This window comes from Nocardioides sp. IC4_145 (genome assembly GCF_011250565.1).
In the GTDB taxonomy this organism is placed as follows: domain Bacteria; phylum Actinomycetota; class Actinomycetes; order Propionibacteriales; family Nocardioidaceae; genus Nocardioides.
In genome coordinates this window covers 68,944-95,199 of sequence record NZ_JAANMS010000010.1, presented here as the reverse complement: position 1 = coordinate 95,199, position 26,256 = coordinate 68,944, and the positions used below count along the sequence as shown (strand labels likewise).

Genomic DNA, 26,256 nt, shown 5'->3' with positions numbered 1-26,256 from the left:
CCCCCGAGCCGCTCGAGGCCAGCGACGTCCCCCCACGTCGCTGGCCTCGAGCGTCTTCACTCCTCGCCTGAGATCCCCTGCTGCCCGATCGTGTAGCCGAGCTGGAAGCGGGTCTCGGCCTCGAACTCGTTCTTCAGGTCGGCCACGTAGCCGGCGTACGTCCGCGGGCTGACGCCGAGCCGCTTGGCCGAGACCGGGTCGGGGTGGCCCTCGATGAGCATCCGCAGGGTCATCGCCCGCTGCTCGGCGGCGATGTCCTTGAGCATCGTGGCGCTGCGGCTGGTGAAGGGCCGGCCCCGCTCCCAGGAGCGCTCGAAGACGTCGACGAGGTACGCCACGACGGACGGCTCGCGGACGGCGAGCGCCACGCTGAGGTCATCCCCGCTGGGGATGACCGCCACCTGCCGGTCGATGACGATCATCCGGTTGAAGAACTCGTCGAGGGTCCGGACCTCCGCGCCGCGGGCGGTCACTGCGGCGACGTACTCGCGGGTGGTGCTGCTGCGCCGCGCGCTGTGCTGGTAGAGCGTGCGGATCCGCGCCCCGCGCTCGAGCAGGGCGCTGTCGCGCTGCATCCCGACGGCGAGCAGCTTCGGGTCGCGGCCGGCCTGCGGCTGCGCGGTGAGCGCCTCCTCCTGGCACTCCGCGACGAGCGCGGCGAGGAAGGGCTCGATGGCCTCGGCCCGCAGGTAGGTGAACGGGCCGGTCTCGGCCGCCTGCGGCGTACGGCGCCAGGCCTGCCCGAGCGCGGAGAGGGTCGTCAACCAGGCGGCCGACTCCTCCAGCAGCCGGGCGCCCTCGCGGCCCAGCGGCGACACGACGCGGGAGGTCGCGCCGGCGGGGTCCTCGGGCAGCCAGCGGCCGGCCTCGGCGTCGAGGCGCACCAGCCCGAGGTCCAGCAGCAGGTCGAGCGCGCGGCGCACGACGTCCTCGCTGGTCCGGGGGTCGTCGGCGGCCAGTCCGGACTCGGCCAGCAGCTCCTCGTAGAGCGGGGCGGCCACCTGCTCGAAGAGCCGCCGGTCGTGCAGGTCGTGCTCGGCCACGGACCTCCCCTTGCTTCCCTCTGCCCGGCCCCCGAGACCGAGCCCATGCTCCCACACACGCCGAAGGCCCCGTCCGGTGAGGGACGGGGCCTTCGGTCTTGTTCTGGCTGGCTCGGGCTGCTGCCCGGGCGGGTCAGACGCCGAGACGCGCCTTGAGGCCGTCGAGCTCGGTCCAGAGGACGGCCGGCAGGTCGTCGCCGAACTTCTCGAACCACTCCTGGATCTGCGGGATCTCGGCCTTCCACTCCTCCGGGTCGACCGCGAGGGCGGCGCGCAGGGCCTCCTCGGACATGTCGAGGCCGTCGACGTCGAGGGAGCCCGGCGCGGGCACGTGGCCGATCGCGGTCTCCTCCGCGGCCGCCTGGCCGTCGATGCGCTCGACGACCCACTTCAGCACGCGGCTGTTCTCGCCGAAGCCGGGCCACAGAAAGCCGCCCTCGTCGTCGCGGCGGAACCAGTTGACGTAGAAGATCTTCGGCAGCTTCGCCGCGTCGTTGTCCTTGCCGACGGTGATCCAGTGGTTGAAGTAGTCGCCGGCGTTGTAGCCGATGAACGGCAGCATCGCCATCGGGTCGCGACGCACGACGCCGACCGCGCCGACCGCGGCCGCGGTGGTCTCCGAAGAGAGCGTCGCGCCGAGGAAGGTGCCGTGGGTCCAGTCGCGTGCCTCGAAGACCAGCGGGACGGTCGTCTTGCGGCGGCCGCCGAAGAGGATCGCGTCGATCGGGACGCCGCGCGGGTCGTCGTACTCCGCCGCGAGGATGTCGCACTGCTTGATCGGGGTGCAGTAGCGGCTGTTGGGGTGGCTGGAGAGCTCCTCGGAGTCCGGGGTCCACGGCTCGCCCTTCCAGGACGTGGCCTTGGCCGGCGGGTTCTCCAGGCCCTCCCACCAGACGTCGCCGTCCTCGGTGAGCGCGACGTTGGTGAAGACCGAGTTGCCCTTCTCGATGGTCTTCATCGCGTTCGGGTTGGTGTGGTAGTTCGTGCCCGGCGCGACGCCGAAGAAGCCGTACTCGGGGTTGACCGCCCACAGTCGGCCGTCCTCGCCGACCCGCATCCAGGCGATGTCGTCGCCGAGGGTCTCGACCTTCCAGCCGGGGATGGTCGGCTCGAGCATCGCGAGGTTGGTCTTGCCGCAGGCGCTGGGGAAGGCCGCGGCGATGTACTTCACGACGCCCTCGGGGCTGGTGAGCTTGAGGATCAGCATGTGCTCGGCGAGCCAGCCCTCGTCGCGGGCCATGACGCTCGCGATGCGCAGGGCGTAGCACTTCTTGCCGAGCAGCGCGTTGCCGCCGTACCCGGAGCCGAAGGACCAGATCGAGCGCTCCTCGGGGAAGTGCACGATGTACTTGGTGTCGTTGCACGGCCACGCGACGTCCTTCTCGCCCTCGGCGAGGGGGTGGCCGACGGAGTGGACGGCCTCGACGAAGTCGGCGTCGAGCTCCTCCATCCTGCGCAGGACGTTGGTGCCCATGCGGGCCATGACGCGCATCGAGGCGGTGACGTACGCCGAGTCGGTGATCTCGATGCCGAACATCGGGCGCTCGGACTCGAGGTGGCCCATGACGAAGGGGATGACGTACATGGTGCGGCCCTTCATGCAGCCCTCGTAGAGGCCGTTCATGAGGGACTTCATGTCGTCGGGCGCCATCCAGTTGTTGGTGGGCCCGGCGTCCTTCTCGTCGACGGAGCAGATGTAGGTGCGGTCCTCGACGCGCGCGACGTCGATCGGGTCGGAGGCGGCGTAGAAGGAGTTCGGCTTGAGCTGCGGGTTGAGCCGCGTGAAGGTGCCCGTGGACTCGAGCGCTCGGGTCAGCTCGTCCCACTCCTGGTCGTCGCCGGTGCACCAGTGGATGCTGTCCGGCTGCATGATGGCGGCCCACTTCTCGACGAAGTCGGCGATGCCTCGGTGGGTGGTCGGTGCCTGCGTCTCGGCGGTCATGCCTGAAGTTCCGTTCCCTCTCGCGCATTCGCGGTGGTCGCCTCGGGTCGTCCTCGGCGCCGCCGGCCGTCGAGCGTATCGACGGTGTGTCGTGGAGCTGATGTGGATCGCGCGGCCTCGTTGTCGGCGACTTTTGTGAGTGCCCCGGTGGGCGGCACAATGCGCGCCGCCACCTGCGGGTCCGCTGAATGTACCCCCGCCCTCCGGGGCCGAGTATTGGATCGTTCAACGCCTCGTGGGCCACGTCACACCCCGTGCAGGACGGGGTCGAGATTTCGGCTTCGCCGGCCGCGTCGGCTAAGGTCTTCCCTTGTCCGCCGCGAGGTGGACGGGCGCCTGTAGCTCAACGGATAGAGCATCTGACTACGGATCAGAAGGTTTGGGGTTCGAATCCCTACAGGCGCGCAGGACGTGAGCGGCCCCCACCGGCGGTGGGGGCCGCTTCGTCGTTCTGGGGGTCGGTCGGTTTGCGTTCCCTGCGGCCGTCCCGCGTCGCCGGGCTGCCGGGTTACCGCGAACGAGGGATGCGGGAGCATCGCCCCCGTGCGAGAGTCGCGAGGGCCGCGGCGCGGGCCGTCGGCCGCGCGAGGGGAGCAGCGATGCCACAGCACCGACCCGGCCGACGGACCCGACGACGTACGCCGCACCTCGCCGCCGGCGCGGCGGTGCTGGCCGCAGTGGCCGCGCTCGCAGGCACCACCGGGGCGGCACCGCACCCCGACGGTCCGGCGGCGGCCGCCGTCCCGACGGCGCTGGCCGCGACCCCGGTGCTTCGCCTGACCTTCGACGAGCAGGTGTCGTGGCGGTCGGGCTCGGTCGTGCTCGACGGCGCCGGGTCGGCGCGGGGCACGGTGGTCGGCCGAGGCACGCTGACCTCGGTCGGGGGCGGCTCCGGGCGCGGGGTCCGGTACCCGTGCGCGACCTGCGGGCGGGTCGTCGTCGAGGTGCCCGACGACCCGGCGCTCGACCCCGGCACAGGCGACCTCGAGGTGGCCGTGGACGTGCGGATGACCCGGGAAGAGAGTCGGCGGACGATGAACGTCGTGCAGAAGGGCTACTCCAACGAGACCGGCGGCCAGTACAAGCTGCAGGTCGACTACGGCCGGCCCAGTTGTGTCATCAGGTCCAGCCGCGGGCGGGTGCTCGTCGAGGCGACTTCCACGACGGCCGATGTCGCCGACGGCGCCTGGCACCATGTCGCCTGCGTGCGGACCGCGTCCCACGTGTCGGTCCTTGTCGACGGCGTCGTGCGCGCCCGCCGCGCGGCCGTGGCCGGCGTGCTTGCCAACGCCGCGCCCCTGCGGATCGGCGGCAAGAACGCCACCTCCGCCAGCAACGACCAGTACCGCGCCGAGCTCGACGAGGTCACGATCCGCATCGGCGGCTGATCGCCTCCCTCCGTCGCGGGAGCGGGTCCGACCCGATCGGGCACACGACCCCGCCGAGCGGTGCGGTCAGAGCCCGAACTGCGCCAACCAGTCCTGGACCACCGCGATGTCGACCCGCTGGTAGCCACCGATGTAGCGGCAGTTCGCGGTGTAGCCGTAGCTGGTGACGCCGACGATCTGGCCGTCGAGGAGCAGCGGGCCGCCCGAGTCGCCGAAGCACGTGCCACCCGTGCCTGCGTTGTCCTTCTCGTTGCCGTTCGTCTGCAGGACCTGGGGGGTGAGCTTCTGCCCGGGCATGTCGACGTAGCGGCGCACGATCGGGTAGCTCATCGGCGTGGGGGTCTGCGGACCGGAGTCGGCCTTGCGGACCTCGGTGCCGTAGCCGACCGCGCGGAACAGCGTCGAGCGCAGGTCCCGGCGCGGGATCGCGTCGAGCGTGCCCACGGTCGCGATCGGCGTGATGTCGACGCCGGTCACCGGCTCCTCCAGGACGACGACGCCCACGTCGTTCCAGTTGTCCAGGTCGCTGAAGCCGGAGTACGCCGGGTGGGTCTCGCCCTCGCCGGGGAGGAAGCCCGCGGTGGTGATGTCGGCGGCGGTGTACCCGGCGGCGGGGTCGGATGCGACCGGCAGGTCGGCCGGGGGAGCGTCATCGACGAGAGGCTCGAACGTCACCGCGGTCAGCCCCTCCACGCTGTCGGTGCAGTGCGCGGCGGTGAGCAGGACCGTCGGGCTGACGAGCGTGGCCGAGCACCGGTAGCGGGTGCCGTCGTCGTAGAACGTGATGAGAGCGACGCCGGAGTAGCGGTTGGCGGTGTCGACGGTGCCACCGGTGCTCGCGGAGGCGGCGCCGGACGGCGCGACCAGGGCGAGGGCGGTGGCGGCCGTGATGAGCAGGGCAGGGAGACGGGAACGCACGAGGGACCTCCGGGGGACGAGGAACGGGAGCCCAGTGCAGCACGCGTGCGGCGGCCGGCGAATACCCGATTCTGGGGATGCGCGGGAGCGGGGAGCCGTCCAGGGGTGCGGCGGCGACGCAGAGGTGCCACCGTCGGGGGATGACGCACCCGGACCCCTGGATCGTGGGCGCGACCTACCCGCCCGAGCAGTACGTCGCCGCCGAGCCGGAGGCGGCTGCCCGGCTCCGGCGGGCCGACGCGCCAGCAGACCTCGACACGCTGGGTGGCTTCGCCCACTACCTGGCGACCGGCGCCACGACAGACGGGCGTTACGGGTTGTACCGCTGGGACATGGGTCCTCAGCCGGGCGGTCCGGCCCCGCACTTCCACCGCACGATGTCCGAGGCGTTCTTCGTGCTGTCCGGGACCGTCCGCCTCCACGACGGGCGCGGTTGGTCCGACGCCGGGCCGGGGGACTTCTGCCACGTGCCGGAAGGATCGGTCCACGCGTTCCGCAACGAGTCCGGCGAGCCGGCGTCGATGCTCATCCTCTTCACCCCCGGCGCCCCACGCGAGGCCTACTTCGAGGGCCTGGTCGACATGTTCACCTCGGGGCGCGAGGTCAGCCAGGAGGAGTACCTCGACTTCTGCGCCCGACACGACAACCACCTGGTGTGAGGGCGGTAACCCTCTGGCCGGGCCGGTCGTTGGTCCGGCCGTGCGACGTACCCGGACCGCCCGTGCCCTGGCCCTGCTGACGACCGCGCTCCTGGGGGCGACGGTCGCCGTCGCACCACCGGGCGCCGCGGTCCGGGCCGAGGACGGGCCGGGCGTCCACTCGCCGGCGTACGTCGCGCGGGACCTGCAGAACATCGCCGACGCCTACGGCCGGATCACCGGGCCGGGCGGCCAGCTGCGCGACCCGGCGTACCTCCCTGCGCTGGTGCAGCAGGCGTCCGCGACGTCGGTGACGCAGCTCCTCGCGCAGGTCGCGAGCCCGACCCGACTCGCGCTGACCGCGGGCCAGGTCGTGCCCGGCTGGAACGTCGGCAACCCGCTGCGGGCCGGCTGGGAGGGCACCCGCGGGCGGATGCGCGACGTGTCGTTCACCAACCGCTACGGCGCGCTGCTGCGCGGCACGGTGTACCGACCGCTGCCGGGCGCGAAGGACCCCTACACCGGCGCGCCGCTGCGCGGGCCGTTCCCGGGCGTCGTGGTCACGCCGGGGTCGGTGCAGGGGTCGGAGGGGATGTACCGCTGGCTGGCGCAGGACCTCGCCGAGCGTGGGTACGTCGTGCTCACCTACGACGTGCAGGGCCAGGGCCGCAGCGAGACCCTGCCCCACGAGCCGCTGCCCCTGCCGGGGGACCAGGTCGACGCCCTTCCGTTCTGCAACCCCTTCGCGCCGCCCCGGGACCGGGAGGCGCTCGGCTGCCCGGGCGTGCCGTTCCAGCAGGTCTCGAACTTCATCGTCGGCACTGAGGACGCCATCGACTTCTTCGTCTCCACCCCCGCGAAGCCCTACGCCAACCCCGGCTCGGCGGGCACGAGGCCCGACGCGTTCAACCCGTTCTGGCGGCTGTTCGACCGCAGCCCCGACCGGCGTACGGCGACGCCTGGCCGGACCACGCGGCTCGCGATCATCGGCCACTCGATGGGCGCCCGGGCGGTCTCGGAGGTCCAGGGCACCGACGAGCGGGTCGCGACCGTCGTCGCGCTGGACAAGCTGTTCGCCGGAAAGGACGGCGGCACCATCCCGTCGGTGCCGGTCAACGAGACGGTGCCGCGGGTGCCGGCGCTGGCGGTGCAGTCGGAGTACGGGTTCACCGTGGCGCCGTACCTCCTCGCCGCCGGTTCCTCCCTCGTCCCGGCGCCGACGCCGGGCGGCCCGGACCCGAGGCGTGAGCGGCAGGCCGGCTACGACCGCTGGGCCAAGAGCCGTCACGACGCGATGCTGGTCGTGCCGCGCGCCTCGACCCACCTCGACTACACCGACATCCCGCTGGTGCTCCCGGCAAGTCGGCACGGCCAAGCGCTGACCAGCGTCTACGTGCAGCGGTGGCTCGACCGCTACCTCAAGCACCGCGGCGGCCCGCAGGCGCTGCTGAAGCAGTCCTTCCGCTACCTCGAGCCCACCGCCGGCAACGGCCGTCGCGCGATCCGGCTGCAGCGGGACCCGCTGCTGAGCTTCTACTACTGCTCGGCCTACGACCTCGGCCGTGGGGACGACCGTCGCTCCGACGGCGACGTCACCGGTGTCGGTTGCTGAGCACGGGCCCTCCGTACCAGTGCCGCAGCGATCCCGGAGGGTTGTTACCGATCCGTAACCCGTTCTTGGACCTCCGGGTGATCCCCGCTAGGTTGCCGGGGCGGCTCGAGACCGCGGGGCGTTCGGGCGTCCTGCCTTCGTAGCCCGCGATCCGCCCCGGACGCACCACTGGCGTCCGCGTGGTGTCGTGGTGTGCGTCGTCCGGCTGCAGGTGAGCGGTGCCGACGACAGGTCGGCGCCCACGGTGGAGGAGCAGCACCAGGTGCCAGTCATCGAGGCGCACGAGGTCTTCAAGGTCTTCGGACGCCGTCCCGAACGTGCCGTCGACCGGCTGCGGGCCGGCGCGAGCCGCGACGAGCTGCGGGCGGAGGGCTGGACGGCGGCCGTCATCGACGCCTCCTTCGAGGTGTCCGAGGGCGAGATCTTCGTCGTCATGGGCCTCAGCGGCTCGGGCAAGTCCACGCTGATCCGGACGGTCAACGGCCTGCTCCCCCCGACCTCCGGCACGGTCCGGGTGGGCGGGGAGGACCTCACCGCGCTCGACGCCCGCGGCATGCGCCGGGTCCGGCGCGAGCGGGTGAGCATGGTCTTCCAGCACTTCGCGCTGCTGCCGCACCGCACCGTCGGCCAGAACGCGGCGTACGGCCTGAAGATCCGCGGCGTGAACCGCGCCGACCGCGAGCGCCGCGCCGAGCGCGCCCTGGACCTGGTCGGCCTCGGCGGCTGGGGCGGCTCGCTGCCCGGTGAGCTGTCCGGCGGCATGCGGCAGCGGGTGGGCCTGGCCCGCGCGCTCGCCGCCGAGACCGACGTGATGCTGATGGACGAGGCGTTCAGCGCGCTCGACCCGCTCATCCGCCGCGAGATGCAGGACCAGCTCGTCGAGCTCCAGCACGAGCTGGGCAAGACGATCCTCTTCATCACCCACGACCTCAACGAGGCGATGCGGCTCGGCGACCGGATCGCGATGATGCGCGACGGCCGGATCGTCCAGCAGGGCACGGCGGAGCAGATCCTCAACGACCCCGCGAACGACTACGTCGCCCAGTTCGTCCAGGACGTCGACCGCACGCGCGTGCTCACCGCCTCGTCGGTGATGGAGCCGCCGGTCGCGGTCATCGGCGCCGGCCAGGGCCCGCGCGCCGCGCACAAGCTGATCCGGGAGCACCAGCTCGCCGCCGTCATGGTCGTCGACCGGGACCGGCGCCTCCGTGGCGTCGTGACCGAGGCCGCGGCCGCGGAGGCCGTGCGCACCGGGCGCGACGACCTCACGGGGGTGATGGAGGCCGCGATCTCCGTCGGGCCCGACACCGCGGTCGCCGACCTCTTCGGCGCCTCGGCGGACAGCGCCACCGCGCTCGCCGTGATCGACGAGCGCGGGCGCCTGCTCGGGGTGATCCCGCGGGTCACCCTGCTCGCCGCGCTGGGCAGCGGTGCCGGGCCGGAGGCGGCCGAGGCCGCGCACCCGGTGCTCATCGAGGAAGGAGTTCAGGCATGAGCGTCATCGACCAGGCGGTCCTCCCGCTGGCGGCCGAGGACTGGGAGCGCGTGGACGGCGTGCCGCGCATCCCGCTCGGGGACTGGATCCTCGACGGCTTCGAGTGGGTGCAGGACCACCTCGGCGGCGTGCTCGACGCGGTCGCCGACCTCACCGAGACGACCGTCGACGGCCTCACCGACCTCCTCGACGGCCCCGCCCCGCTGGTGACGGCCGCCGTGCTGGCGCTCATCGCGTGGCTGGCCAAGGACTGGAAGCTCGCCCTCGGCTCGTTCGTCGGGCTGGCCGGCATCATCGGCGTCGAGCAGTGGACGAACGCGATGGCCACGCTGTCCCTCGTCCTGGTCGCGACGCTCGTCGCGCTGGTGATCGGCATCCCGCTCGGCGTGCTCGCCGCCCGCTCCGACCGCTTCAGCCGCGTCGTGCGGCCGGTGATGGACCTGATGCAGACCATGCCGGCCTTCGTCTGGCTGGTGCCGGTCGTGATGCTCTTCAGCATCGGGTCGCCCCCGGCGCTCGTCGCGACGGTGATCTTCGCGCTGCCCCCGGCGGTGCGGCTCACCGAGCTCGGCATCCGCCAGGTCGACGCCGAGGTGGTCGAGGCGGGGCACGCGTTCGGCGCGACGCCGCGGCAGATCCTCCGCGAGACCCAGCTGCCGTTGGCCCTGCCCACCGTGATGGCGGGCGTCAACCAGGTGATCATGCTGGCGCTGTCGATGGCCGTCATCGCCGGCCTCGTCGGCGGCGGCGGGCTCGGCGGCGCCGTGACCAGCTCGATCTCGCGGCTCGACATCGGCCTGGGCTTCGAGGCCGGTCTCTCCGTCGTGGTCCTCGCGGTCTACCTGGACCGGGTCACCGCCTCCGCCGGACGGCGTACGCCGGGACAGCGCGGGCGTGCCCGCGCCCTGCTCGCCCGGCGCCGCGCCACCGCGGACGCCGCCGGCCGCACGCCCGCACCCGCCGTCGACGGCCCGGGTGCCCCTGCGGCGGCGGAGCCGGAGGACGCCCGGGCCTGACCGCACCTCCACCAAGCCACCCGGCGGGACCGCACAGCCCGCCGGAGTCTCGGGGCCCGGTCGACCGGGCAGACACGTGCACGACGAGAGGAACGACGAATGAACAGCAAGCGGGCACTGCGCCGGGCCGTCGCGACGGCCAGCCTCCTCACCCTGGGGGCGACGGCGACCGCGTGCGGCTCCGACGACGCATCCGACGACGACACCACCGCCGGAAGCGGCGGCGGGGACAAGACGATCAACCTGGGGATCATCCCTTCCTGGACCGACGGGCTGAGCACCGCCCACCTGTGGAAGAACGTGCTCGAGGACGAGGGCTACACGGTCGAGATCACCGAGATCTCCGAGGCCGCGCCGCTCTACACCGGCGTCGCCAACGGCGACATCGACGTCTACCCCTCGGCCTGGCCCCAGGTCACCCACGAGGCCTACATGGAGCAGTTCGGGGAGGACCTCGAGGACCTCGGCGCCTACTACGAGGGCGCCAAGCTGACCTTCGCGGTGCCGGAGTACAGCGACCTCACCTCGATCGCCGACCTCCAGGGCAAGGCCTCGGAGTACGACGGCGAGATCATCGGCATCGAGCCGGGCGCCGGGCTGACCAAGGTCACCAAGGAGTCGGTCATGCCGGCGTACGGCCTGGACGAGGAGTTCGAGCTCGTCGAGTCCTCCACCACGGCGATGCTCGCCGAGCTGCGCAAGGCGACCGACGCGGAGGAGCCGATCGTCGTCACCTTGTGGAAGCCGTTCTGGGCCAACTCCGAGTTCCCGGTCAGGGACCTCGAGGACCCCGAGGGCGCGCTGGGTGAGGCCGAGACGCTGAACGCGATCGCCACCGCCGGCTTCTCCGAGGAGCACCCGGAGGTCGCCGAGATGATGGGCAACCTGACCCTCGACGACGACCAGTACGGCTCGCTGGAGAACCTGGTCGTCAACGAGTACGGCGAGGGCCGCGAGGACGAGGCCGTCGAGGCCTGGCTCGAGGAGAACCCCGACGTGCTGGAGGCGCTGCAGGGCTGACCACCCGACGTACGCCGCGGGCCCCGCCGATCCTCGGCGGGGCCCGCTGTGCGTTCCGGGGCGTCCGGGGCGCCTGGGCGCGTCCTCGTCAGCCGAGCACGGCCGGCAGCGTGTGGAAGCCGCGCAGGATGCGGGTGTCGCGACGGGTGGCCCCCGGGGTCAGCCGCAGGTCGGGGAACCGCTCGGTCACCCGCTGGAGCCCGACCTGGCCCTCCATCCGCGCCAGCGCGGCGCCGAGGCAGAAGTGCCGGCCGGCGGAGAACGACACGTGGTCGGCGGCGTTCTCCCGGGTGACGTCGAAGCGGTGCGGGTCGGCGAAGACCTCGGGGTCCCGGTTGGCGCCGGCCAGCAGCGTGGTGACCACGGCGCCCCGCGGGACGCGCGTGCCGGCGATCTCGGTGTCGCGGACGACCGTGCGGCCGGTGAGCAGGACCGGCGGGTCGTGGCGCAGCACCTCCTCGACGGCGTTCGGCCAGCGGTCGGGGTCGGCGGCCAGGAGAGCGCGCTGCTCGGGGTGCTCGTGGAGCAGCGCGATGCCGTTCGAGAGCAGGTTGACGGTCGTCTCGAAGCCCGCCGCCAGCACCAGCCCGGCGGTGGCGATCAGCTCCTTGTCGGTGAGCGCGACGCCGTCGTCGTCGCGGGCGGCGACCATCTGGCTGAGCAGGTCGTCGCCCGGGTCGCGGCGCTTGGCCTCGATGTGCTCGACCAGCCAGCGCTCGAACGAGGACAGGGCGCGCTCGACGGTGCGGAACCGGCCCCAGGACAGCCCGAGGTCGAGGCTCGGCGCCGCCGCGGTGCCGAACTCCAGGACGGTGTGCCGCTCGGAGTCCGGGACGCCGAGGATCTCGGCGATGACGGTCACCGGCAGCAGCGCGCAGTACGCCTCGACCAGGTCGACCGGCCGGCCCTCCCGGGCCTGCTGCTCCAACGAGGTGAGCAGGTCGTCGGCGATCTCCTCGGTCCGGTCGCGCAGTCGCTGGACGGCCTTGACCGAGAAGACCCGGGTGACGAGCTTGCGCATCCGGGTGTGGTCCGGCGGCTCGGTGACCAGCAAGGACGGCGGCGTGAGCGGGCCCATGGGGGTCGTCCGGTGCGCCCACGTGCCGAGCCGGCCCAGCGGCCCGGCGCCGGTGCCGAGGTCGACGCCGGCGCGGACGTCGGGGTTGGCGAGCACCTCGCGGACGACGGGGAGGTTCGCGGTGACGTAGGCGTAGCGGGAGCGGTGGATGGGCCCCTGGGCGCGGATCGCGTCGAAGAGCTCGATCGGCGCGTCCGCGCTGGTGCTCGAGGCGACGAGGAGCTGCCCGTGCAGGTCGCCGCGGCGGGCCGCCGCGCCCATGACGGTCCGGGGCAGCGCGTGGGCCAGCCCCCAGCGGACGGCCGGGCGGGCGGCGGAGCGCAGGGCCTCGGTCGTGCGCGCGACCGGCCGGGGCGTGGTGCGGAGCAGCACGGAGTCCTCCTGGAGGGACGGGGGCGGATACCGGGCGGTATCCGATACCTTCGAGTATCGTCCCGGGTCATGTCAACGGGACCGACGGCGCTGCCGGCGGCGGCACGGCGCCGCCCGCCGCGGGACGAGGTACGCCGCGCGCTGCTCGACGCCGCGGCCCGGACGTTCGCCCGGCAGGGCATCGACGGGGCCAGCCTCGACGACGTGGCGGCCGCCGCGGGGTTCACCAAGGGCGCGGTCTACTCCAACTTCGGCAGCAAGGAGGGCCTGGTCGCGGCGCTCGTCGACGACCGCGTCTCGGCGTACCTCGACCTCGGCCTCGCCGCCGTCGACGACCCCGCCGCGACGCTCCCGGAGCGCGCGCGGGCGCTCGGCGACCGGCTGACCGCCGCGAGCGACGAGCAGCACGACTGGCACCTGCTCTTCCTCGAGCTGTGGCAGCGCGCCGTCCGCACCGGCCGGACCGACGACTCCTTCGTCCGGCGCCACGGCGAGCTGCGCGCCGCGGTCGCCGAGGCGGTCGCCGCCCACGCCGAGCAGGCCGGGGCCGAGCTGCCCCTGCCGGCGGCGTCGGTCGCGACGCTGCTGCTGGCGCTGTCGAACGGGCTGGCGATCGAGCGGATGACCGACCCCGCCGCGGTGCCCGACGACCTCATGGGCCGGGTGCTCGCGCTGCTGGTCGGCGGCGGGACCGGACCGGACCAGCGCTGACCTGGGGGTTTGTGCGGCCGGAGGGTCGGGCACCAGCCCGTCATCCCCGAGAAAGGTGAACCATGAACACTCGCACCATCGCCGTCATCGCCCTGATCATCGCCGTCATCGTCCTGGCCCTGCTCGTCCTCTGACCGCCTCGCTGACGGCCGTCCGCCTGGGCGGCCGACCCGACCGCCCCCTGCTGGTCCTCGGCCCGTCGCTCGGCACGTCGGCGAATTCGCTGTGGGGCGAGTGCGCCCGCCACCTCGCCCGCGACTTCCAGGTCGTGGCCTGGGACCTGCCGGGGCACGGCACCAACCGCGCCGCCGTCGAGGAGCCGCTCACCGTGGCGGGCCTCGCCGGCGGCGTGCTCGACCTCGTCGACACCATGTCCCAGGGGTTGCACGCCCCTTCGTTCCACTACGCCGGCGACTCCGTCGGAGGGGCCGTCGGGCTCCAGCTGCTGCTCGACGCGCCGCACCGGGTCGAGTCCGCGGCTCTGCTCTGCACCGGCGCGCGGCTCGGCGCGCCGGCGCTGTGGGCCGAGCGCGCGGCGGTGGTCCGCGAGCGCGGCACCGAGGCGCTCGTGGAGACCTCGACCCGCCGCTGGTTCGGGCCGGGGTTCGTCGAGCGCGATCCCGAGCGTGCCTCCGCGCTGCTCCGGGCGCTGACCGAGGCCGACGACGAGGCGTACGCCGTGGTGTGCGGCGCGCTGGACCGCTTCGACGTGCGCGACCGGCTGCGCGCCGCGGAGGTCACGGTCCCGGTGCTGGCGGTGGCCGGCTCGCACGACGTACCCACCCCGCCCGGCCTGCTGCGCGAGCTCGCCACCCTGACCGGCGGTGCCTTCGTCGAGCTCGACGGCGTCGGCCACCTCGCTCCCGCCGAGGCGCCTGAGGAGGTCGCCCGGCTCGTCCGCGAGCACGCCCTCGGCCCCGAGGAGGACGTCCCGCCGCCGGAGGTCGACGACCTCGCGGCGGCCGTCCGCGCCGTCCGCGCCACAGGCATGACGGCCGCGGACGTCGAGGCGCTCGTCCGGCGGGTGCTCGCGGAGTAGCCCGCCTGCCACACTCGGCACCATGACCGAGGACCGCCCGATCGAGTACTGGTTGACCGACATGGACGGCGTCCTCGTGCACGAGGAGGAGCCGATCCCGGGCGCGAGCGACTTCCTGGAGGCGCTCAGGGCGTCGGGCCGGAAGTTCCTCGTCCTCACCAACAACTCGATCTACACCCCGCGCGACCTGCGCTCGCGGCTGCTCGCCAGCGGCATCGACGTGCCCGAGGAGTCGATCTGGACCTCGGCGCTGGCCACCGCGCAGTTCCTCGCCGACCAGCGTCCGGCCGGACGGGCCTACGTCGTCGGCGAGGCCGGGCTGACGACCGCCCTGCACGACATCGGCTACGTGCTGACCGACCACGACCCCGACTACGTGGTGCTCGGCGAGACCCGGACCTACTCCTTCGAGGCGATCACCCGGGCGATCCGGCTCATCGACGCCGGGGCACGGTTCATCGCGACCAACCCCGACCCGAGCGGGCCGAGCCAGCAGGGCAAGCTGCCCGCGACCGGCTCCGTCGCGGCGCTGATCAGCACCGCGACCGGTCGCTCGCCGTACTTCGTCGGCAAGCCGAACCCGCTGATGATGCGCTCGGCGCTCAACCGGCTCGACGCGCACTCGGAGTCGGCGGTGATGATCGGCGACCGGATGGACACCGACGTCGTCAGCGGCCTCGAGGCCGGCCTGCGGACCGTGCTCGTGCTGACCGGGTCGACCCGGCCCGAGCAGGTCGAGACGTTCCCGTACCGCCCGACCCGGGTGGTCGACTCGATCGCCGACCTCGTCGACCTGGCCCGCGGTCAGACCCTGCCGCCGCCGCCGACGGACTGACGGAGGCGAGGGCGGGCTGGCGGAGGCGAGGGCGGGCTACGTCGCGGCGGCTGCGGCCCGTCCGGCGACGCGGCCGGAGAAGAGGCAGCCCCCGAGGAACGTCCCCTCCAGCGCGTTGTAGCCCATCATCCCGCCGCCGCCGAAGCCGGCGACCTCGCCCGCGGCGTACAGGCCGGGGTACGGCGTGCCGTCCGCGCGCAGGCAGCGACCGTCGAGGTCGGTCTCGAGGCCGCCGAGGGTCTTGCGGGAGAGGATGTTGAGCCGCACGGCGATGAGCGGGCCGGCGGCGCGGTCGAGCAGCTTGTGCGGCCGGGCGACGCGGATGAGCTTGTCGCCGAGGAAGGTCCGGGCGCCGTGGATCGCGGTCACCTGCGCGTCCTTGCTGAAGGTGTTGTCCATCTCCCGGTCGCGCGCCTCGACGATGCTGCGGACGCGGGCGGCGTCGATCGGCGGCACGTCGTCGTCGCCGATCCGGTTCATGCCGGTGACGAGCTCCTCGAGGGTGTCGGCGACGACGAAGTCCTCGCCGTGCTGCTTGAACGCCTCGACCGGTCCGGCCGCGCCCTTCTTGACCCGCGAGAGCAGCAGCCTGACGTCCTTGCCGGTGAGGTCGGGGTTCTGCTCGGAGCCCGACAGTGCGAACTCCTTCTCGATGATCCGCTGGGTCAGCACGAACCAGGAGTAGTCGTGGCCGGTCGCGCGGAGGTGGCGCAGCGTGCCGAGCGTGTCGAAGCCGGGGAAGCACGGCGCCGGCAGCCGGTTGCCCTCGGCGTCGAGCCACAGGGACGACGGGCCGGGCAGGATCCGGATGCCGTGGTTGTCCCAGATCGGGTCCCAGTTGCGCAGGCCCTCGACGTAGTGCCACATCCGGTCGGGGTTGACGACGTTCGCGCCGGCGTCCTGGGTGATCCGCAGCATCCGACCGTCGACGTGCGCGGGCACGCCCGCGACCATCCGCCTCGGCGGGGTGCCGAGCCGCTCCGGCCAGTTGCGGCGCACGAGGTCGTGGTCGCCGCCGATGCCGCCGCTCGTCACCACGACCGCCGACCCGTGGGCCTCGAAGTCCCCGACCACCGTGCGGCTGCTCGGGCGGCCGCGGTCGACGTCGGTGGGCGCCAGCAGCGAGCCGCGTACGCCGACGGCCGCTCCGCCCTCGACGAGCAGCCCGTCGACGCGGTGGCGGAACGCGAGCCGGATGCGTCCGGCCGCGACGTGCTCGCGCACCCGCCGCTCGAACGGCTCGACGACGCCCGGGCCGGTGCCCCAGGTGATGTGGAAGCGGGGGACCGAGTTCCCGTGGCCGCCGGCCGTGCCGTCGCCGCGCTCGGCCCAGCCGACGACCGGGAAGAGGCGGTGGCCCATCTGCCGCAGCCAGGAGCGCTTCTCGCCGGCCGCGAACTGCAGGTACGCCTCCGCCCACGCGCGCGGCCAGCGGTCCTCGGGCCGGTCGAACTGCGCACTGCCGAACCAGTCCTGCCGGGCCAGCTCGAGGCTGTCCTTGACGCCCATCCGGCGCTGCTCCGGGCTGTCGACGAGGAAGAGCCCGCCGAGGCTCCAGAACGCCTGGCCGCCGAGGTTCTGCCCGCCCTCCTGGTCCAGCAGCAGCACGCTGCGGCCGGCGTCCGCGGCCTCGGCCGCCGCCACCAGGCCGGCGAGGCCGGCGCCCACGACGACGAGGTCGGCCCGCAGGTCTCCCGGAGCTCCGCTCATGCGCCCATGGTGGCCGACGGCGCCGACGCAGTGGTCGACCGGGTCGGCCGCCGGGCGGGCGCGGCGCCGGCCGGCGCGGGCAGCGTCGCCCGAGGCACCCCTGGCCCGTTCGGGCCATGCCGAGGGGAAGGCGGATAGTCCGTTGTGACCAGCGATGACGGCGGCGCCTGACCTGTTCGGGAAAGGCCGCGGACGAGTTCCCCCGCCGTTCACCGGGGGAGCGGCATCCGTTCCTCAGTGGTCTCCAGCATTCGAGCCGCGCGGTCACCCCGGCCGCGCGTCCCAGCAGAGCAGGACCACCCGTGACCACCCTCCCGATGCCCGGCGCGCCGGACGACGTCCGTCCCCGCCGCATCTCCCGCCGTTCCACCGGAGCGGACGCGGTCTTCGAGCACGCGAGCCGCGCCGTCGGTGCCTCGGTGCTCGTCGTGACCGGCGGCGTCGGTGTGTTCCTCGCCTGGCAGGCGTACCCGACCCTCGACCGCTACGGCTGGTCCTTCTTCACCGAGGTCCAGTGGCAGCCGGAGGCCGACGTCGTCGGCATCGCGGCCGTCCTCGCCGGCACGGCCGCGGTCGCGCTCGTCGCCATGATCTTCGCCTTCCCCCTCGCCCTGCTGACGGCGCTCTACATCAGCGAGTACGCACCGGCCCGGATCCGCGCGACCCTGGTCTCGCTCGTCGACCTCATGGCCGCGATCCCCTCGATCGTCTACGGCCTCTGGGGCTTCTCGCTGGTGATGCCGCACGCCGCCGAGCTCGCGCTGTGGCTGCACCGCAACCTCGGGTGGATCCCCTTCTTCGACGTCCGCGGCTCGGACCCGGACGCCGCGGTCTGGGACGCCAGCCGCTACACCGCCAGCGCGTTCTGCGCCGGCATCGCGGTGGCGGCGATGGTGATGCCGATGGCGTGCGCGGTGATGCGCCAGGTCTTCTCCCAGACCCCACCGGGGGAGAAGGAGGCCGCGCTGGCGCTGGGCTCCACCCGCTGGGGGATGATCCGCACGGTCGTCCTGCCCTTCGGTCGCGGCGGCATCATCGGTGGCACGATGCTCGGCCTGGGCCGGGCACTGGGCGAGACCATCGCGGTCTTCCTCATCGTCTCCCCGGCGTTCGAGCTGAAGTGGAACGTCCTGGAGATCGGGACCAGCACCGTCAGCGCCCTGATCGCCGGGCGCTTCGGCGAGGCGAGCGACGCGCAGCTCTCCGCCCTCCTCGCCGCCGGCTTCGTGCTCTTCCTCATCACCCTGGTCGTCAACACGCTGGCGGCCGTCGTGGTCGCGCGCAGCCGCTCCGGAGCGGGGACCGACGCGTGACCGCGACCGTCCAGCCGGCGACCTCGGCAGCCCCGGCAGCCCCGGCAGCCCCGGCAGAGCCCATCCCCGGCACCCACATCGGGTCGACGCCGATGACCGCGGGCGGGGCGTACGCCGGCACGACCCACCTGCCGACGTACGACGACGCCGTCGCGCCGGCCGTGCCGCGGGCCAGCCTGGGGCGGCTCAGCCCCGACGAGCGGTTCCTCCGCGTCGGCCCGTGGGTCGCGGCGCTCGCCCTGGCCTGGCTGGTGACCCAGCGGCTGCTGCCGATGGCCGGCCTGCCCTGGTTCGTCGTCGTGTGGTTCGGGCTCGGCCTCGCCCTGACCGCCACCGCGGCCGCCATGACGGGCGGATCGACGGAGGTCCGCGACCGGCTCGCGGAGGCGGTCGTCACCGGTGGCGCCCTGGTCGTCGCCGGCGTCCTGGTGACCACCGTCTACGACGTGGTCTCGCAGGGCTGGCGCCCGCTCACCCACCTCAACTTCCTCGTCGACGACATGGCCGGGGTCGGCCCCAAGGACGCCTTCGACCGCGGCGGCGTCGCCCACGCGATCGTCGGCTCGCTGATCCAGCTCGGGATCGCCCTGGTGATCACCCTGCCGCTCGGCATCGGCACCGCGGTGTTCATGACCGAGGTGGGTGGCCGGTTCGCCACGGTCGTGCGCACCGTGGTCGAGGCCATGACCGCGCTGCCCTCGATCGTGGCCGGCCTGTTCATCTACACCGTGCTCATCCGCACGCTCGGCTACCCCCGCTCGGGGTTGGCCGCCGCGCTCGCGATCGCGGTGATGATGCTCCCGATCATCGCCCGCGCCGCCGACGTCGTGCTGCGGGTCGTGCCGTCGGGCCTGCGGGAGGCGAGCCTGGCGCTGGGTGCCAGCCGCTGGCGGACGGTCTGGTGCGTCGTGCTGCCCACCGCCCGCCCGGGCCTGGCGACCGCCGTCATCCTCGGCGTCGCGCGCGGCATCGGCGAGACCAGCCCGGTGCTGCTGACGTCGGGCGCGGCGGCCTTCCTGGTCACCGACCCCACCGACGGCGCGATGAACTCCCTGCCGCTCTACATCTTCTCGCTGGTGCGCTCCGGCGAGCCCACCGCGATCACCCGGGCGTACGGCGCTGCCGCGGTGCTGCTCGGCCTGGTGCTGCTGCTGTTCGTGGTCGCGCGCCTGCTCGCCCGGCCGCGTGGCACCAAGTCCTCGCTCCGGTCCCGCGTCCTCACCCGCCTGCGCCAGGCCCCGTCCATCTCCCAGGAGCACCGTTGAACACCGCTCGTCGCGCGATCCCGCGCTGGACCCGCACGTGGGTCGCCGTCCTCCTGGCCCTCGGCTCCGTGGCCACCCTGCCCGGCACCGCCTCCGCCGCGGCCTACGCCCAGATCGAGGGCACCGGCTCCACCTGGTCGGAGCTGATCGTCCAGCAGTGGATCTCCGACGTCGACAGCAACGGCATGAAGGTCGTCTACACCGGCGGCGGCTCGTCCAAGGGCCGCAAGGACTTCGCTCAGGCGAGCACCGACTTCGCCATCTCCGAGATCCCGTACCAGGGCGTCGACGAGGCGGGCAACGCCGACACCAGCAACGGGCGGGAGTTCGCCTACCTGCCGGTCGTGGCGGGCGGGACGGCCTTCACCTACCAGCTCAAGGTCGGGGACCAGCTGGTGCGCAACCTGCGGCTGTCGGGCGAGACGATCGCCAAGATCTTCACCAACCAGATCACCAACTGGAACGACCCGGCGATCGCCGAGGACAACAACGGCCGGTCGTTCCCGTCGCTGCCGATCACCCCGGTCGTCCGGTCGGACGGGTCGGGCACCACCGCGCAGTTCACGACCTGGATGGACCACCAGTACCCCTCGATCTGGCGGCCGTTCTTCGGCCGCTCCGGGCTGACGTCCTACTACCCGCGCAAGGGCCGCGCGGTCGGCCAGGCCGGCTCGGACCAGGTCATGAACACCATCGCCGGCTTCGCGGGCAACGGGAGCATCGGCTACGTCGAGTACTCCTACCCGGTCAACAAGGACTACCCGGTCGTCAAGGTCCTCAACAAGGGCGGCTACTACGTCGAGCCGACGCAGTACAACGTGGCGGTCGCGCTGACCAAGGCGCGCATCAACCAGGACAAGAGCTCCCAGCTCTACCTGACCCAGGTCCTCGACGGCGTCTACACCGCGACCGACCCGCGCGCCTACCCGCTCTCCTCGTACAGCTACATGGTCATCCCGACCGGCCGGAACGACCCGCGCATGTCGACCGCGAAGCGGCAGACGCTCGCCGACTTCCTGTACTACTCGCTGTGCTCGGGCCAGTCCAAGGCCGGTCCGTACGGCTACTCGCCCCTGCCGCTCAACCTCGTGCAGGCGGGCTTCCAGCAGATCGCCAAGCTCAAGCAGGCCGACAGCGCGGTCGACCTCACCTCGCGCGACGTGAAGTCCTGCAACAACCCCACCTTCGACGGCAAGAACCTCGCCGGCAACAAGCTGGCCCAGATCGCGCCGCAGCCGGCGGCGTGCGACAAGGTCGGAGCCGGCCCCTGCGGCACCGCGACCGGCACGGGCACCCCGTCGACCGACGACCCCGGGGCCGCGGGCGGCGGCGAGGGCGGCGGCCCCGCCGCGGGCGGCGGCACCGCGGGCGGGGGAGGAGCCGGGGGCGCCGGAGGCACGGCCGGTGGCAGCGTCGGAGCGCCCGGCGGTGACGCCGCGCCGGTGATCGACCCCGAGACCGGCGCGGTGGTCGGCGGCGACGTCGCGGCCACCTCCGCGGACGGTGCTGCGATCTACGCGAACCCCACGGAGCTGGTCGCCGGCCGGGCGGCCGACACCCAGGCGTTCGGCTGGCTGGCCGCCGTCGAGCTCATCGCGCTGGTCCTGCTCCCCGGGCTGTACGTCGCCTCGCTCAAGCGCCGCCGGAGCGTGCGGTGAGCGCGCGCCGAGCCCTCGCCGCGCTGGCCGCGCTGGGGATCGCGGCACTCGGGCTCGCGGTGCCGGCGGAGGTCGCGGGCCCGGCGCAGGCCGCACCGGCGCAGGCCGCACCGGCTCGGGCCGCCGCCGAGGGTGACGACGGCTACCGGGCGACCAGGGAGCTGACCCGCGTCTTCGCGAACGCCGACGGCACGACGTACTCCTTCCCCACCTACCGGGTGACCGTCACCGCCGACAAGACCGAGAACCTGCGCGGCCGGCAGCGGATCCGGATCAGCTGGAAGGGCGCCCAGCCGAGCGGCGGTCGTGCCAGCAACCCCTACGGCGAGAACGGCCTGGCGCAGGAGTACCCCGTCGTCGTCCTGCAGTGCCGCGGCGTCGACGGGGCGTCGGTCCCCGTTGCCAAGCGGGTCCGCCCGGAGACGTGCTGGACCGCCTCGGTCGCCCAGCGCTCGCAGGTGAGCCGCTCGGAGGGCGAGGCCACCTGGCGCCACGACCTGTACGCCGACGACGCGGCCAAGCAGCGCACGTCCGGCGTCACGCCGTTCCCCGGCGCGCAGGAGTGCCCGACCGCGGACATCGAGCCCTACGCCACCCGCCTGACGCCGTTCGTGGCGCGCGGTGGGCGGACCCACCTGGCCTGCGACGCCGCGCACATGGCGCCCGAGGCGGCCGTCGGCGCGGCCTTCCCGCCGGCCGAGATCGCGGCGTTCACCGAGGCGAACGGCACCGGCAGCGTGCAGCTCGAGGTCCGCAGCGAGACCGAGAACGAGTCCCTGGGCTGCAACCACCGGGTCGCCTGCTCCGTCGTCGTCATCCCGATCGTCGGGCTGAGCTGCGACGCGCCGTCCCAGCCGCCCACCGCCGGGGACCAGGCGTGCCGCAAGGGCGGTCGCTTCGCCCCCGGCTCCAGCAACTTCAGCGGCGAGGGCATCGACCAGGCCGTGGGCCCGGCGCTGTGGTGGTCGGAGTCGAACTGGCGCAACCGCTTCACGATCCCGATCACCTTCGGCCTGCCCCCGGACACCTGCGACATCCGCGACCCCCGTCCGCCGACGGGCTTCTACGGCTCGGAGCTCCTGGCCCAGGCCGCCACCCAGTGGGCGCCGGCGTACTGCCTGGCCGAGGACCGGTTCAAGTTCCAGCTCAACCAGATGTCCGACGAGGCCGGCTTCGCACTGATGTCCTCTGGCGGCGGCGTGGCCGCCGCGGTCTCCTCGGAGCACGAGCGTCGCGGCAGCGACCCGGTCGGCTACGCGCCGACCGCGGTGACCGGCTTCTCCATCGCCTACGTGGTCGACGAGCCCGACAACGGCGGCGAGCGGACCCGGCTGAGATTGAACGCGCGGCTCCTGGCCAAGCTCCTCACCCAGAGCTACCTCGGCTCCGACCTCGGCCGGGGACACCCCGGCATGGCCGGCAACCCGCTCGCGATCATGAACGACCCCGAGTTCCAGGAGCTGAACCCCGGGCTCAGCACCACCACCCAGGAGGCCGGCGCGACGCTCCTGTCGCTCTCGGAGTCCTCCGACGTCGTCGAGCAGCTCACGGCGTACATCGCCGCCGACCCGGACGCCCGCGCCTTCGTGTCCGGCAAGGCCGACCCGTGGGGGATGAAGGTCAACCCCGAGTACGAGGACATCGAGCTGCCCCGCTCGGAGTGGCCGCTGCTCGACACCTACGTGCCGGCGACGGAGAACACCTGCCGCAAGGAGAACCCGGCCGTCTACTTCACCCAGCTGGCCGCGCCGGTCACGGCCCTCCGCAAGATCTCCGAGGCCCTGCTCGACGCCTGGCCCAACGTCCAGACCCGCTGCGAGCTCGACGCCTCGACCCAGCAGTACAAGCTCGGCCGGGTCGACCGGCAGTCCTTCGGGTCGCGGTTCCTGCTGGGCGTGACGAGCCTGGGCGACGCCGCGCGCTACGGCCTGCGCTCGGCGGCGCTGCAGACCCGGCCGGGGACGTACGTCGCGCCGAGCGACGCCTCGCTCGGGGCCGCCGTCCGGCTGGCCCGCCAGGAGCGACCCCGCGCACCGTTCGTGCTCGACCAGGCCGACGTCCGCAAGGCCGGGTCGGCCTACCCCGGCACGATGGTCGTCTACACCGCCGCCCGCCTGCGGAACCTCCCGAAGGCCGACGCGGCGAAGGTCGCGCAGTTCATCCGCGTGTCGACCACCGAGGGCCAGCGGCGCGGGAGCGGCAACGGCGAGCTGCCCGAGGGCTTCCTCCCGATCCGCCGGACCGGCGTCACCGCGAAGCTCTTCGCCTCCGCCCAGGACGTCGCCGACGCCGTGGCCGCCCAGCGTGCCCCGGCCGGCGGGGACGGCCCGGGCGGCGGAGGCCCCGGCGGCCCCGGTGGCGACACCTCCGGCGGGCCGGCCGGCGGCAGCGGCGGGGGCGTGCCGGGCGGCGACGTGCCCTCCGCCGAGCTCCCGGCCGAGGAGGCCGCGCCGGGCGCCGACGTGGAAGCCCAGCCGACCGCCGTCCCGGCCATGCCGGGGACGGAGCCGGTCTCCTCCCGCCTCGGCGGGGGCCTCCTGCCCGCGCTGGTGCTCGTCGGGCTCCTGGCCGTGGCGGGCGCGGGCGGGCTGCGCTTCTTCGTGCGGGTGCCGCGATGAGCGCGCCCACGGTCGGCCCGACGACCGCCCCGACGACCGGTCCGACGGCCGGTCCGACGACCGCCCCGTCGCGACCGCGCGCACCTCGTCGCGCGCCGAGACCGGCGACGCGGCCCGACGAGCGCGTCGCCCCGCTCGCCTCGGCCCTGACGATGCTCGCGCTGGTGTGCCTGTGGCCCGCGGCCCAGCTGCTGTTCCTCGGCTCCCTCACCCACGAGCGCGCCCAGGAGCTGCTCTACCGGGACCTCCGCACCCAGCTCGCCGCCGCCACCGCGCCCGTCGGCCCGGTCGTGCCGGCCGGCGATCCCGTCGCGCTGGTGCGCATCCCGCGGCTCGGGCTCGAGGAGGTCGTGATCGAGGGGACCGCGTCCGGCGACACGACCGCCGGCCCGGGTCACCGGCGCGACACCGTGCTCCCCGGGCAGGTCGGCACCTCGGTGGTCTACGGCCGCGCGGCGACGTACGGCGGGCCCTTCCGGGACCTGCCGGAGCTGCGCGTCGGTGACGCCGTCGAGGTGACCATGGCGCAGGGCTCGGTGACGTTCGACGTCATCGGCCTGCGGCGCGCCGGTGACCCGCTGCCGCCCCCGGCAGCGGCCGGCGCCGCCCGCCTCACGCTCGTGACGGCCGAGGGGGACGGCCGGTTCGGGGCGGTCCGTCCGCGCGACGCCGTCTACCTCGACGCCGAGGCGGCCGAGGGCTTCCCCGCGCCGCCGGGACGGCCCACGGCGGTGCCGGACTCCGAACGGGCGCTCGCCAGCGACCCCGCCGCGCTCCCGCTCCTCGCGCTGCACCTGGCGGTGCTCGTCGCGCTCGTCCTCGGCGTCCTCGCCGCCCGCCAGCGGTGGTCGACCGCCGTCGTCTGGCTCGTCGCCTGCCCCCTCGCCCTCGCCGTGTCGTGGGCGACCACCGACGTGGCCGTCCGGCTCCTGCCGAACGTCCTCTGACCCATCCACCCACCCACCACCACCTGCACCACCTCAAGAAAGCGATGTGGAGATGTCTGTACGCACGTCCCTCGCCGGCCTCGCGGTCGCGGCCCTCACCGGCTCGACCCTCCTGGTCACGGCCACCCCGGCGACCGCTGCCGTGGACCCCGACGACACGACGTTCACGCCGGTCGCCGCGGACCTGGTCGGCGTCGGCTCCGACACCAGCCAGCACGCCATGAGGCTGCTCGCCGACGGGTGGAACGCCACGTCGCCGGCGGCCCGCCTGGCGTCCTTCGCCGCGACCGGCGGCGGGGACATCACGCTGCCCTCCGGCGCGATCAAGCGGCCCAACGGCTCCGGTGCGGGCAAGGCGCTGCTCTACGGCGCCGGCAACAACGCCGACATCGACTTCGCCCGGTCCTCCTCCGGCCCCTCGACCGCCGAGGTCCAGGCCGGCCTGCAGAACTTCCCGTTCGCCCTCGACACCCTGGTCATGGCGGTCTCCGGCAACACGGCGTCGAACGCGCCCGCGTCGCTGACCAAGGACCAGATCGTCGACATCTACGACGGGACCGTCACCAACTGGTCGCAGGTCGGCGGCAAGGACGGCATCATCAAGCCGCTCATCCCGCAGGCCGGCTCGGGCACCCGCAGCTTCTTCACCTCCCAGCTGCAGGCCGCCAACGGCGGCGTCGCGGTGACCCTCGCCAAGTCCGTGGCCGAGGTGCAGGAGCACGACGACACCGCGGTCAAGGGCGACCCGAACGCCGTGGCGCCCTTCTCCGAGGGCCGCGCCGGCCTGCTCGGGAAGACCCTGCGCCTGCAGTCCGGCTTCCGCGCCGACCGCGCCCTCTACAACGTCGTGCGCGGCGCGGACCTCGGCACCGCAGCCGTGCAGGGCCTCTTCGGCGAGAACGGCTACCTGTGCTCCTCCGACGCCCGTGGGCTGATCGAGCGCGCCGGCTTCAAGCAGCTGGCCACCCCGGCCCGCGGCGGCGCCTGCGGCCAGGCCACCCAGAGCGCCACCAGCAACTTCACCCTCAACGAGGCCGTGGAGACCACGCTGGCGCTGAGCGGCTCGAGCGCCAAGGCGAAGGCGGCCACACTGGTCGCCCAGGTCTCCGGCAGCACCGCCCCCCAGGGAACCGTGACCTTCACCTCCGGTGGCACCACCCTGGCCACCGGCGTCCCGCTCGTGTCGGGTCGTGCGACGTACACCGCGACCGGCCTCCCCCTCGGCAGCCGCAGCTTCGCCGCGGAGTTCGTGCCGGCGCAGGGCTCGGCGTTCGAGGGCTCGACCGCGACCACCTCGGTCGTCGTCAAGGCCGGCTCGGCGGTCGCCACCACCTTCCCGACCACCGTCAAGAAGGGGAAGAAGGCCAAGGGCACCGTCACCGTCACCCTCACCGGCGTCAGCAGCACCGCCGCCGGCAAGGTGACGATCAAGAAGGGCGCCACGACCCTGGCCTCCGCCAAGCTGAAGAGCGGCAAGGCCACCGTGAAGCTGCCGAAGCTCCCGCGCGGCAAGCACGTCCTGCGTGCGGTCTGGGGCGGCAACGGCGTCGCCGTCGGCTCCAGCAAGTCCTTCACCATCACCCAGAAGTAACCCCCCGCACCACCAGCACCGGGCGGTCGTCGTACGACGGCCGCCCG

Annotated in this window: 20 protein-coding genes and 1 tRNA gene; 16 read left to right on the top strand and 5 right to left on the bottom strand. The window is 73.6% G+C overall.

All coding sequences use genetic code 11. The features are described from left to right. Positions 1-56: 56 nt before the first annotated feature. Together G6553_RS07000 and G6553_RS06995 are read right to left on the bottom strand one after the other, a co-directional pair. Positions 57-1,043, bottom strand: coding sequence for a LuxR family transcriptional regulator (locus G6553_RS07000; RefSeq protein WP_347565558.1), 987 nt, complete (start codon positions 1,041-1,043; stop codon positions 57-59). Positions 1,044-1,176: 133 nt separating this feature from the next. Then, the gene (locus G6553_RS06995; RefSeq protein ID WP_166190456.1) at positions 1,177-2,985 is read right to left on the bottom strand and encodes a phosphoenolpyruvate carboxykinase (GTP); all 1,809 of its coding nucleotides are present in this window, start codon (positions 2,983-2,985) and stop codon (positions 1,177-1,179) included. 332 nt (positions 2,986-3,317) lie between these two features. On the opposite strand from G6553_RS06995, the gene G6553_RS06990 reads away from it, so the two are divergent. Both G6553_RS06990 and G6553_RS06985 read left to right on the top strand, forming a co-directional pair. Continuing rightward, positions 3,318-3,390: transfer RNA gene (locus G6553_RS06990), tRNA-Arg, on the top strand. 194 nt (positions 3,391-3,584) lie between these two features. Beyond that, on the top strand, positions 3,585-4,373 hold the full coding sequence (locus tag G6553_RS06985) for a LamG-like jellyroll fold domain-containing protein (protein WP_166190454.1): 789 nt from the start codon (positions 3,585-3,587) through the stop codon (positions 4,371-4,373). A 66-nt stretch (positions 4,374-4,439) separates the two neighbouring features. Here the strand turns inward: G6553_RS06985 and G6553_RS06980 are convergent, their stop codons facing one another. After that, positions 4,440-5,291 (bottom strand): S1 family peptidase, encoded by an 852-nt coding sequence (locus G6553_RS06980; protein WP_166190452.1) that lies wholly within the window; start codon positions 5,289-5,291, stop codon positions 4,440-4,442. 140 nt (positions 5,292-5,431) lie between these two features. Between G6553_RS06980 and G6553_RS06975 the strand changes: the two genes are divergently transcribed. From G6553_RS06975 to G6553_RS06955, 5 genes are all read left to right on the top strand, one after another. Continuing rightward, entirely contained in the window at positions 5,432-5,950 is a 519-nt protein-coding gene (locus G6553_RS06975; protein ID WP_166190450.1) for a cupin domain-containing protein, read from the top strand. Between the two features lie 40 nt (positions 5,951-5,990). After that, positions 5,991-7,541 carry an alpha/beta hydrolase gene (locus tag G6553_RS06970; RefSeq protein WP_166190448.1) on the top strand — a complete coding sequence of 517 codons (1,551 nt, stop codon included), beginning with the start codon at positions 5,991-5,993 and terminating at the stop codon, positions 7,539-7,541. Positions 7,542-7,803: 262 nt separating this feature from the next. After that, a complete protein-coding gene (locus G6553_RS06965) occupies positions 7,804-9,036 on the top strand; it encodes a betaine/proline/choline family ABC transporter ATP-binding protein (protein WP_166190447.1) in 1,233 nt (410 codons plus the stop codon). Then, positions 9,033-10,052 (top strand): ABC transporter permease subunit, encoded by a 1,020-nt coding sequence (locus G6553_RS06960; RefSeq protein ID WP_166190445.1) that lies wholly within the window; start codon positions 9,033-9,035, stop codon positions 10,050-10,052. The genes G6553_RS06965 and G6553_RS06960 overlap by 4 nt, the downstream gene beginning before the upstream one ends. A 99-nt stretch (positions 10,053-10,151) precedes the next feature. Then, on the top strand, positions 10,152-11,072 hold the full coding sequence (locus G6553_RS06955) for a glycine betaine ABC transporter substrate-binding protein (RefSeq protein ID WP_166190443.1): 921 nt from the start codon (positions 10,152-10,154) through the stop codon (positions 11,070-11,072). A gap of 88 nt (positions 11,073-11,160) precedes the next feature. Here G6553_RS06955 and G6553_RS06950 read toward each other — a convergent pair whose 3' ends face one another. Beyond that, entirely contained in the window at positions 11,161-12,522 is a 1,362-nt protein-coding gene (locus tag G6553_RS06950) for a cytochrome P450 (protein WP_347565557.1), read from the bottom strand. A 69-nt stretch (positions 12,523-12,591) separates the two neighbouring features. Here G6553_RS06950 and G6553_RS06945 point away from each other — a divergent pair, with 69 nt between their 5' ends. From G6553_RS06945 to G6553_RS06935, 3 genes are read left to right on the top strand one after another with little or no spacing between them, the layout of a single operon-like run. Continuing rightward, entirely contained in the window at positions 12,592-13,233 is a 642-nt protein-coding gene (locus G6553_RS06945) for a TetR/AcrR family transcriptional regulator (RefSeq protein ID WP_166190441.1), read from the top strand. 55 nt (positions 13,234-13,288) lie between these two features. Continuing rightward, positions 13,289-14,272 (top strand): alpha/beta hydrolase, encoded by a 984-nt coding sequence (locus tag G6553_RS06940; RefSeq protein ID WP_347565556.1) that lies wholly within the window; start codon positions 13,289-13,291, stop codon positions 14,270-14,272. 22 nt (positions 14,273-14,294) lie between these two features. Continuing rightward, a complete protein-coding gene (locus tag G6553_RS06935) occupies positions 14,295-15,107 on the top strand; it encodes an HAD-IIA family hydrolase (protein WP_166190439.1) in 813 nt (270 codons plus the stop codon). A gap of 36 nt (positions 15,108-15,143) precedes the next feature. Here G6553_RS06935 and G6553_RS06930 read toward each other — a convergent pair whose 3' ends face one another. After that, positions 15,144-16,817, bottom strand: coding sequence for an FAD-binding dehydrogenase (locus G6553_RS06930; RefSeq protein WP_207619458.1), 1,674 nt, complete (start codon positions 16,815-16,817; stop codon positions 15,144-15,146). Between the two features lie 302 nt (positions 16,818-17,119). Here G6553_RS06930 and pstC point away from each other — a divergent pair, with 302 nt between their 5' ends. Genes pstC through G6553_RS06900 form a run of 6 tightly spaced genes read left to right on the top strand, consistent with a single transcriptional unit; the run spans position 17,120 to position 26,209 of the window. Further along, positions 17,120-18,130: a phosphate ABC transporter permease subunit PstC gene (pstC, locus tag G6553_RS06925; RefSeq protein ID WP_347565555.1), complete on the top strand. Its 1,011-nt coding sequence runs from the start codon at positions 17,120-17,122 to the stop codon at positions 18,128-18,130. Next, positions 18,127-19,395: a phosphate ABC transporter permease PstA gene (gene pstA / locus G6553_RS06920; RefSeq protein WP_347565554.1), complete on the top strand. Its 1,269-nt coding sequence runs from the start codon at positions 18,127-18,129 to the stop codon at positions 19,393-19,395. The genes pstC and pstA overlap by 4 nt, the downstream gene beginning before the upstream one ends. After that, positions 19,392-21,053, top strand: coding sequence for a phosphate ABC transporter substrate-binding protein PstS (locus G6553_RS06915; protein ID WP_207619457.1), 1,662 nt, complete (start codon positions 19,392-19,394; stop codon positions 21,051-21,053). Before pstA ends, G6553_RS06915 begins: the two co-directional genes overlap by 4 nt. Further along, entirely contained in the window at positions 21,050-23,671 is a 2,622-nt protein-coding gene (locus G6553_RS06910) for a hypothetical protein (RefSeq protein ID WP_166190313.1), read from the top strand. The genes G6553_RS06915 and G6553_RS06910 overlap by 4 nt, the downstream gene beginning before the upstream one ends. Next, positions 23,668-24,618, top strand: a complete 951-nt coding sequence (locus G6553_RS06905; RefSeq protein ID WP_166190437.1) for a class E sortase — start codon at positions 23,668-23,670, stop codon at positions 24,616-24,618. Before G6553_RS06910 ends, G6553_RS06905 begins: the two co-directional genes overlap by 4 nt. 52 nt (positions 24,619-24,670) lie before the next feature. Continuing rightward, positions 24,671-26,209 carry an Ig-like domain repeat protein gene (locus G6553_RS06900; protein ID WP_166190435.1) on the top strand — a complete coding sequence of 513 codons (1,539 nt, stop codon included), beginning with the start codon at positions 24,671-24,673 and terminating at the stop codon, positions 26,207-26,209. Positions 26,210-26,256 lie beyond the last annotated feature (47 nt).

Coding starts and splice junctions, on each gene's coding strand:
- G6553_RS06955 (WP_166190443.1), top strand. CDS start 10,152: ATGAACAGCAAGCGGGCACTGCGCCGGGCCGTCGCGACGGCCAGCCTC.
- G6553_RS06905 (WP_166190437.1), top strand. CDS start 23,668: ATGAGCGCGCCCACGGTCGGCCCGACGACCGCCCCGACGACCGGTCCG.
- G6553_RS06900 (WP_166190435.1), top strand. CDS start 24,671: ATGTCTGTACGCACGTCCCTCGCCGGCCTCGCGGTCGCGGCCCTCACC.
- G6553_RS06930 (WP_207619458.1), bottom strand. CDS start 16,817: ATGAGCGGAGCTCCGGGAGACCTGCGGGCCGACCTCGTCGTCGTGGGC.
- G6553_RS06945 (WP_166190441.1), top strand. CDS start 12,592: ATGTCAACGGGACCGACGGCGCTGCCGGCGGCGGCACGGCGCCGCCCG.
- G6553_RS06975 (WP_166190450.1), top strand. CDS start 5,432: ATGACGCACCCGGACCCCTGGATCGTGGGCGCGACCTACCCGCCCGAG.
- G6553_RS06960 (WP_166190445.1), top strand. CDS start 9,033: ATGAGCGTCATCGACCAGGCGGTCCTCCCGCTGGCGGCCGAGGACTGG.
- G6553_RS06995 (WP_166190456.1), bottom strand. CDS start 2,985: ATGACCGCCGAGACGCAGGCACCGACCACCCACCGAGGCATCGCCGAC.
- G6553_RS06935 (WP_166190439.1), top strand. CDS start 14,295: ATGACCGAGGACCGCCCGATCGAGTACTGGTTGACCGACATGGACGGC.
- G6553_RS06985 (WP_166190454.1), top strand. CDS start 3,585: ATGCCACAGCACCGACCCGGCCGACGGACCCGACGACGTACGCCGCAC.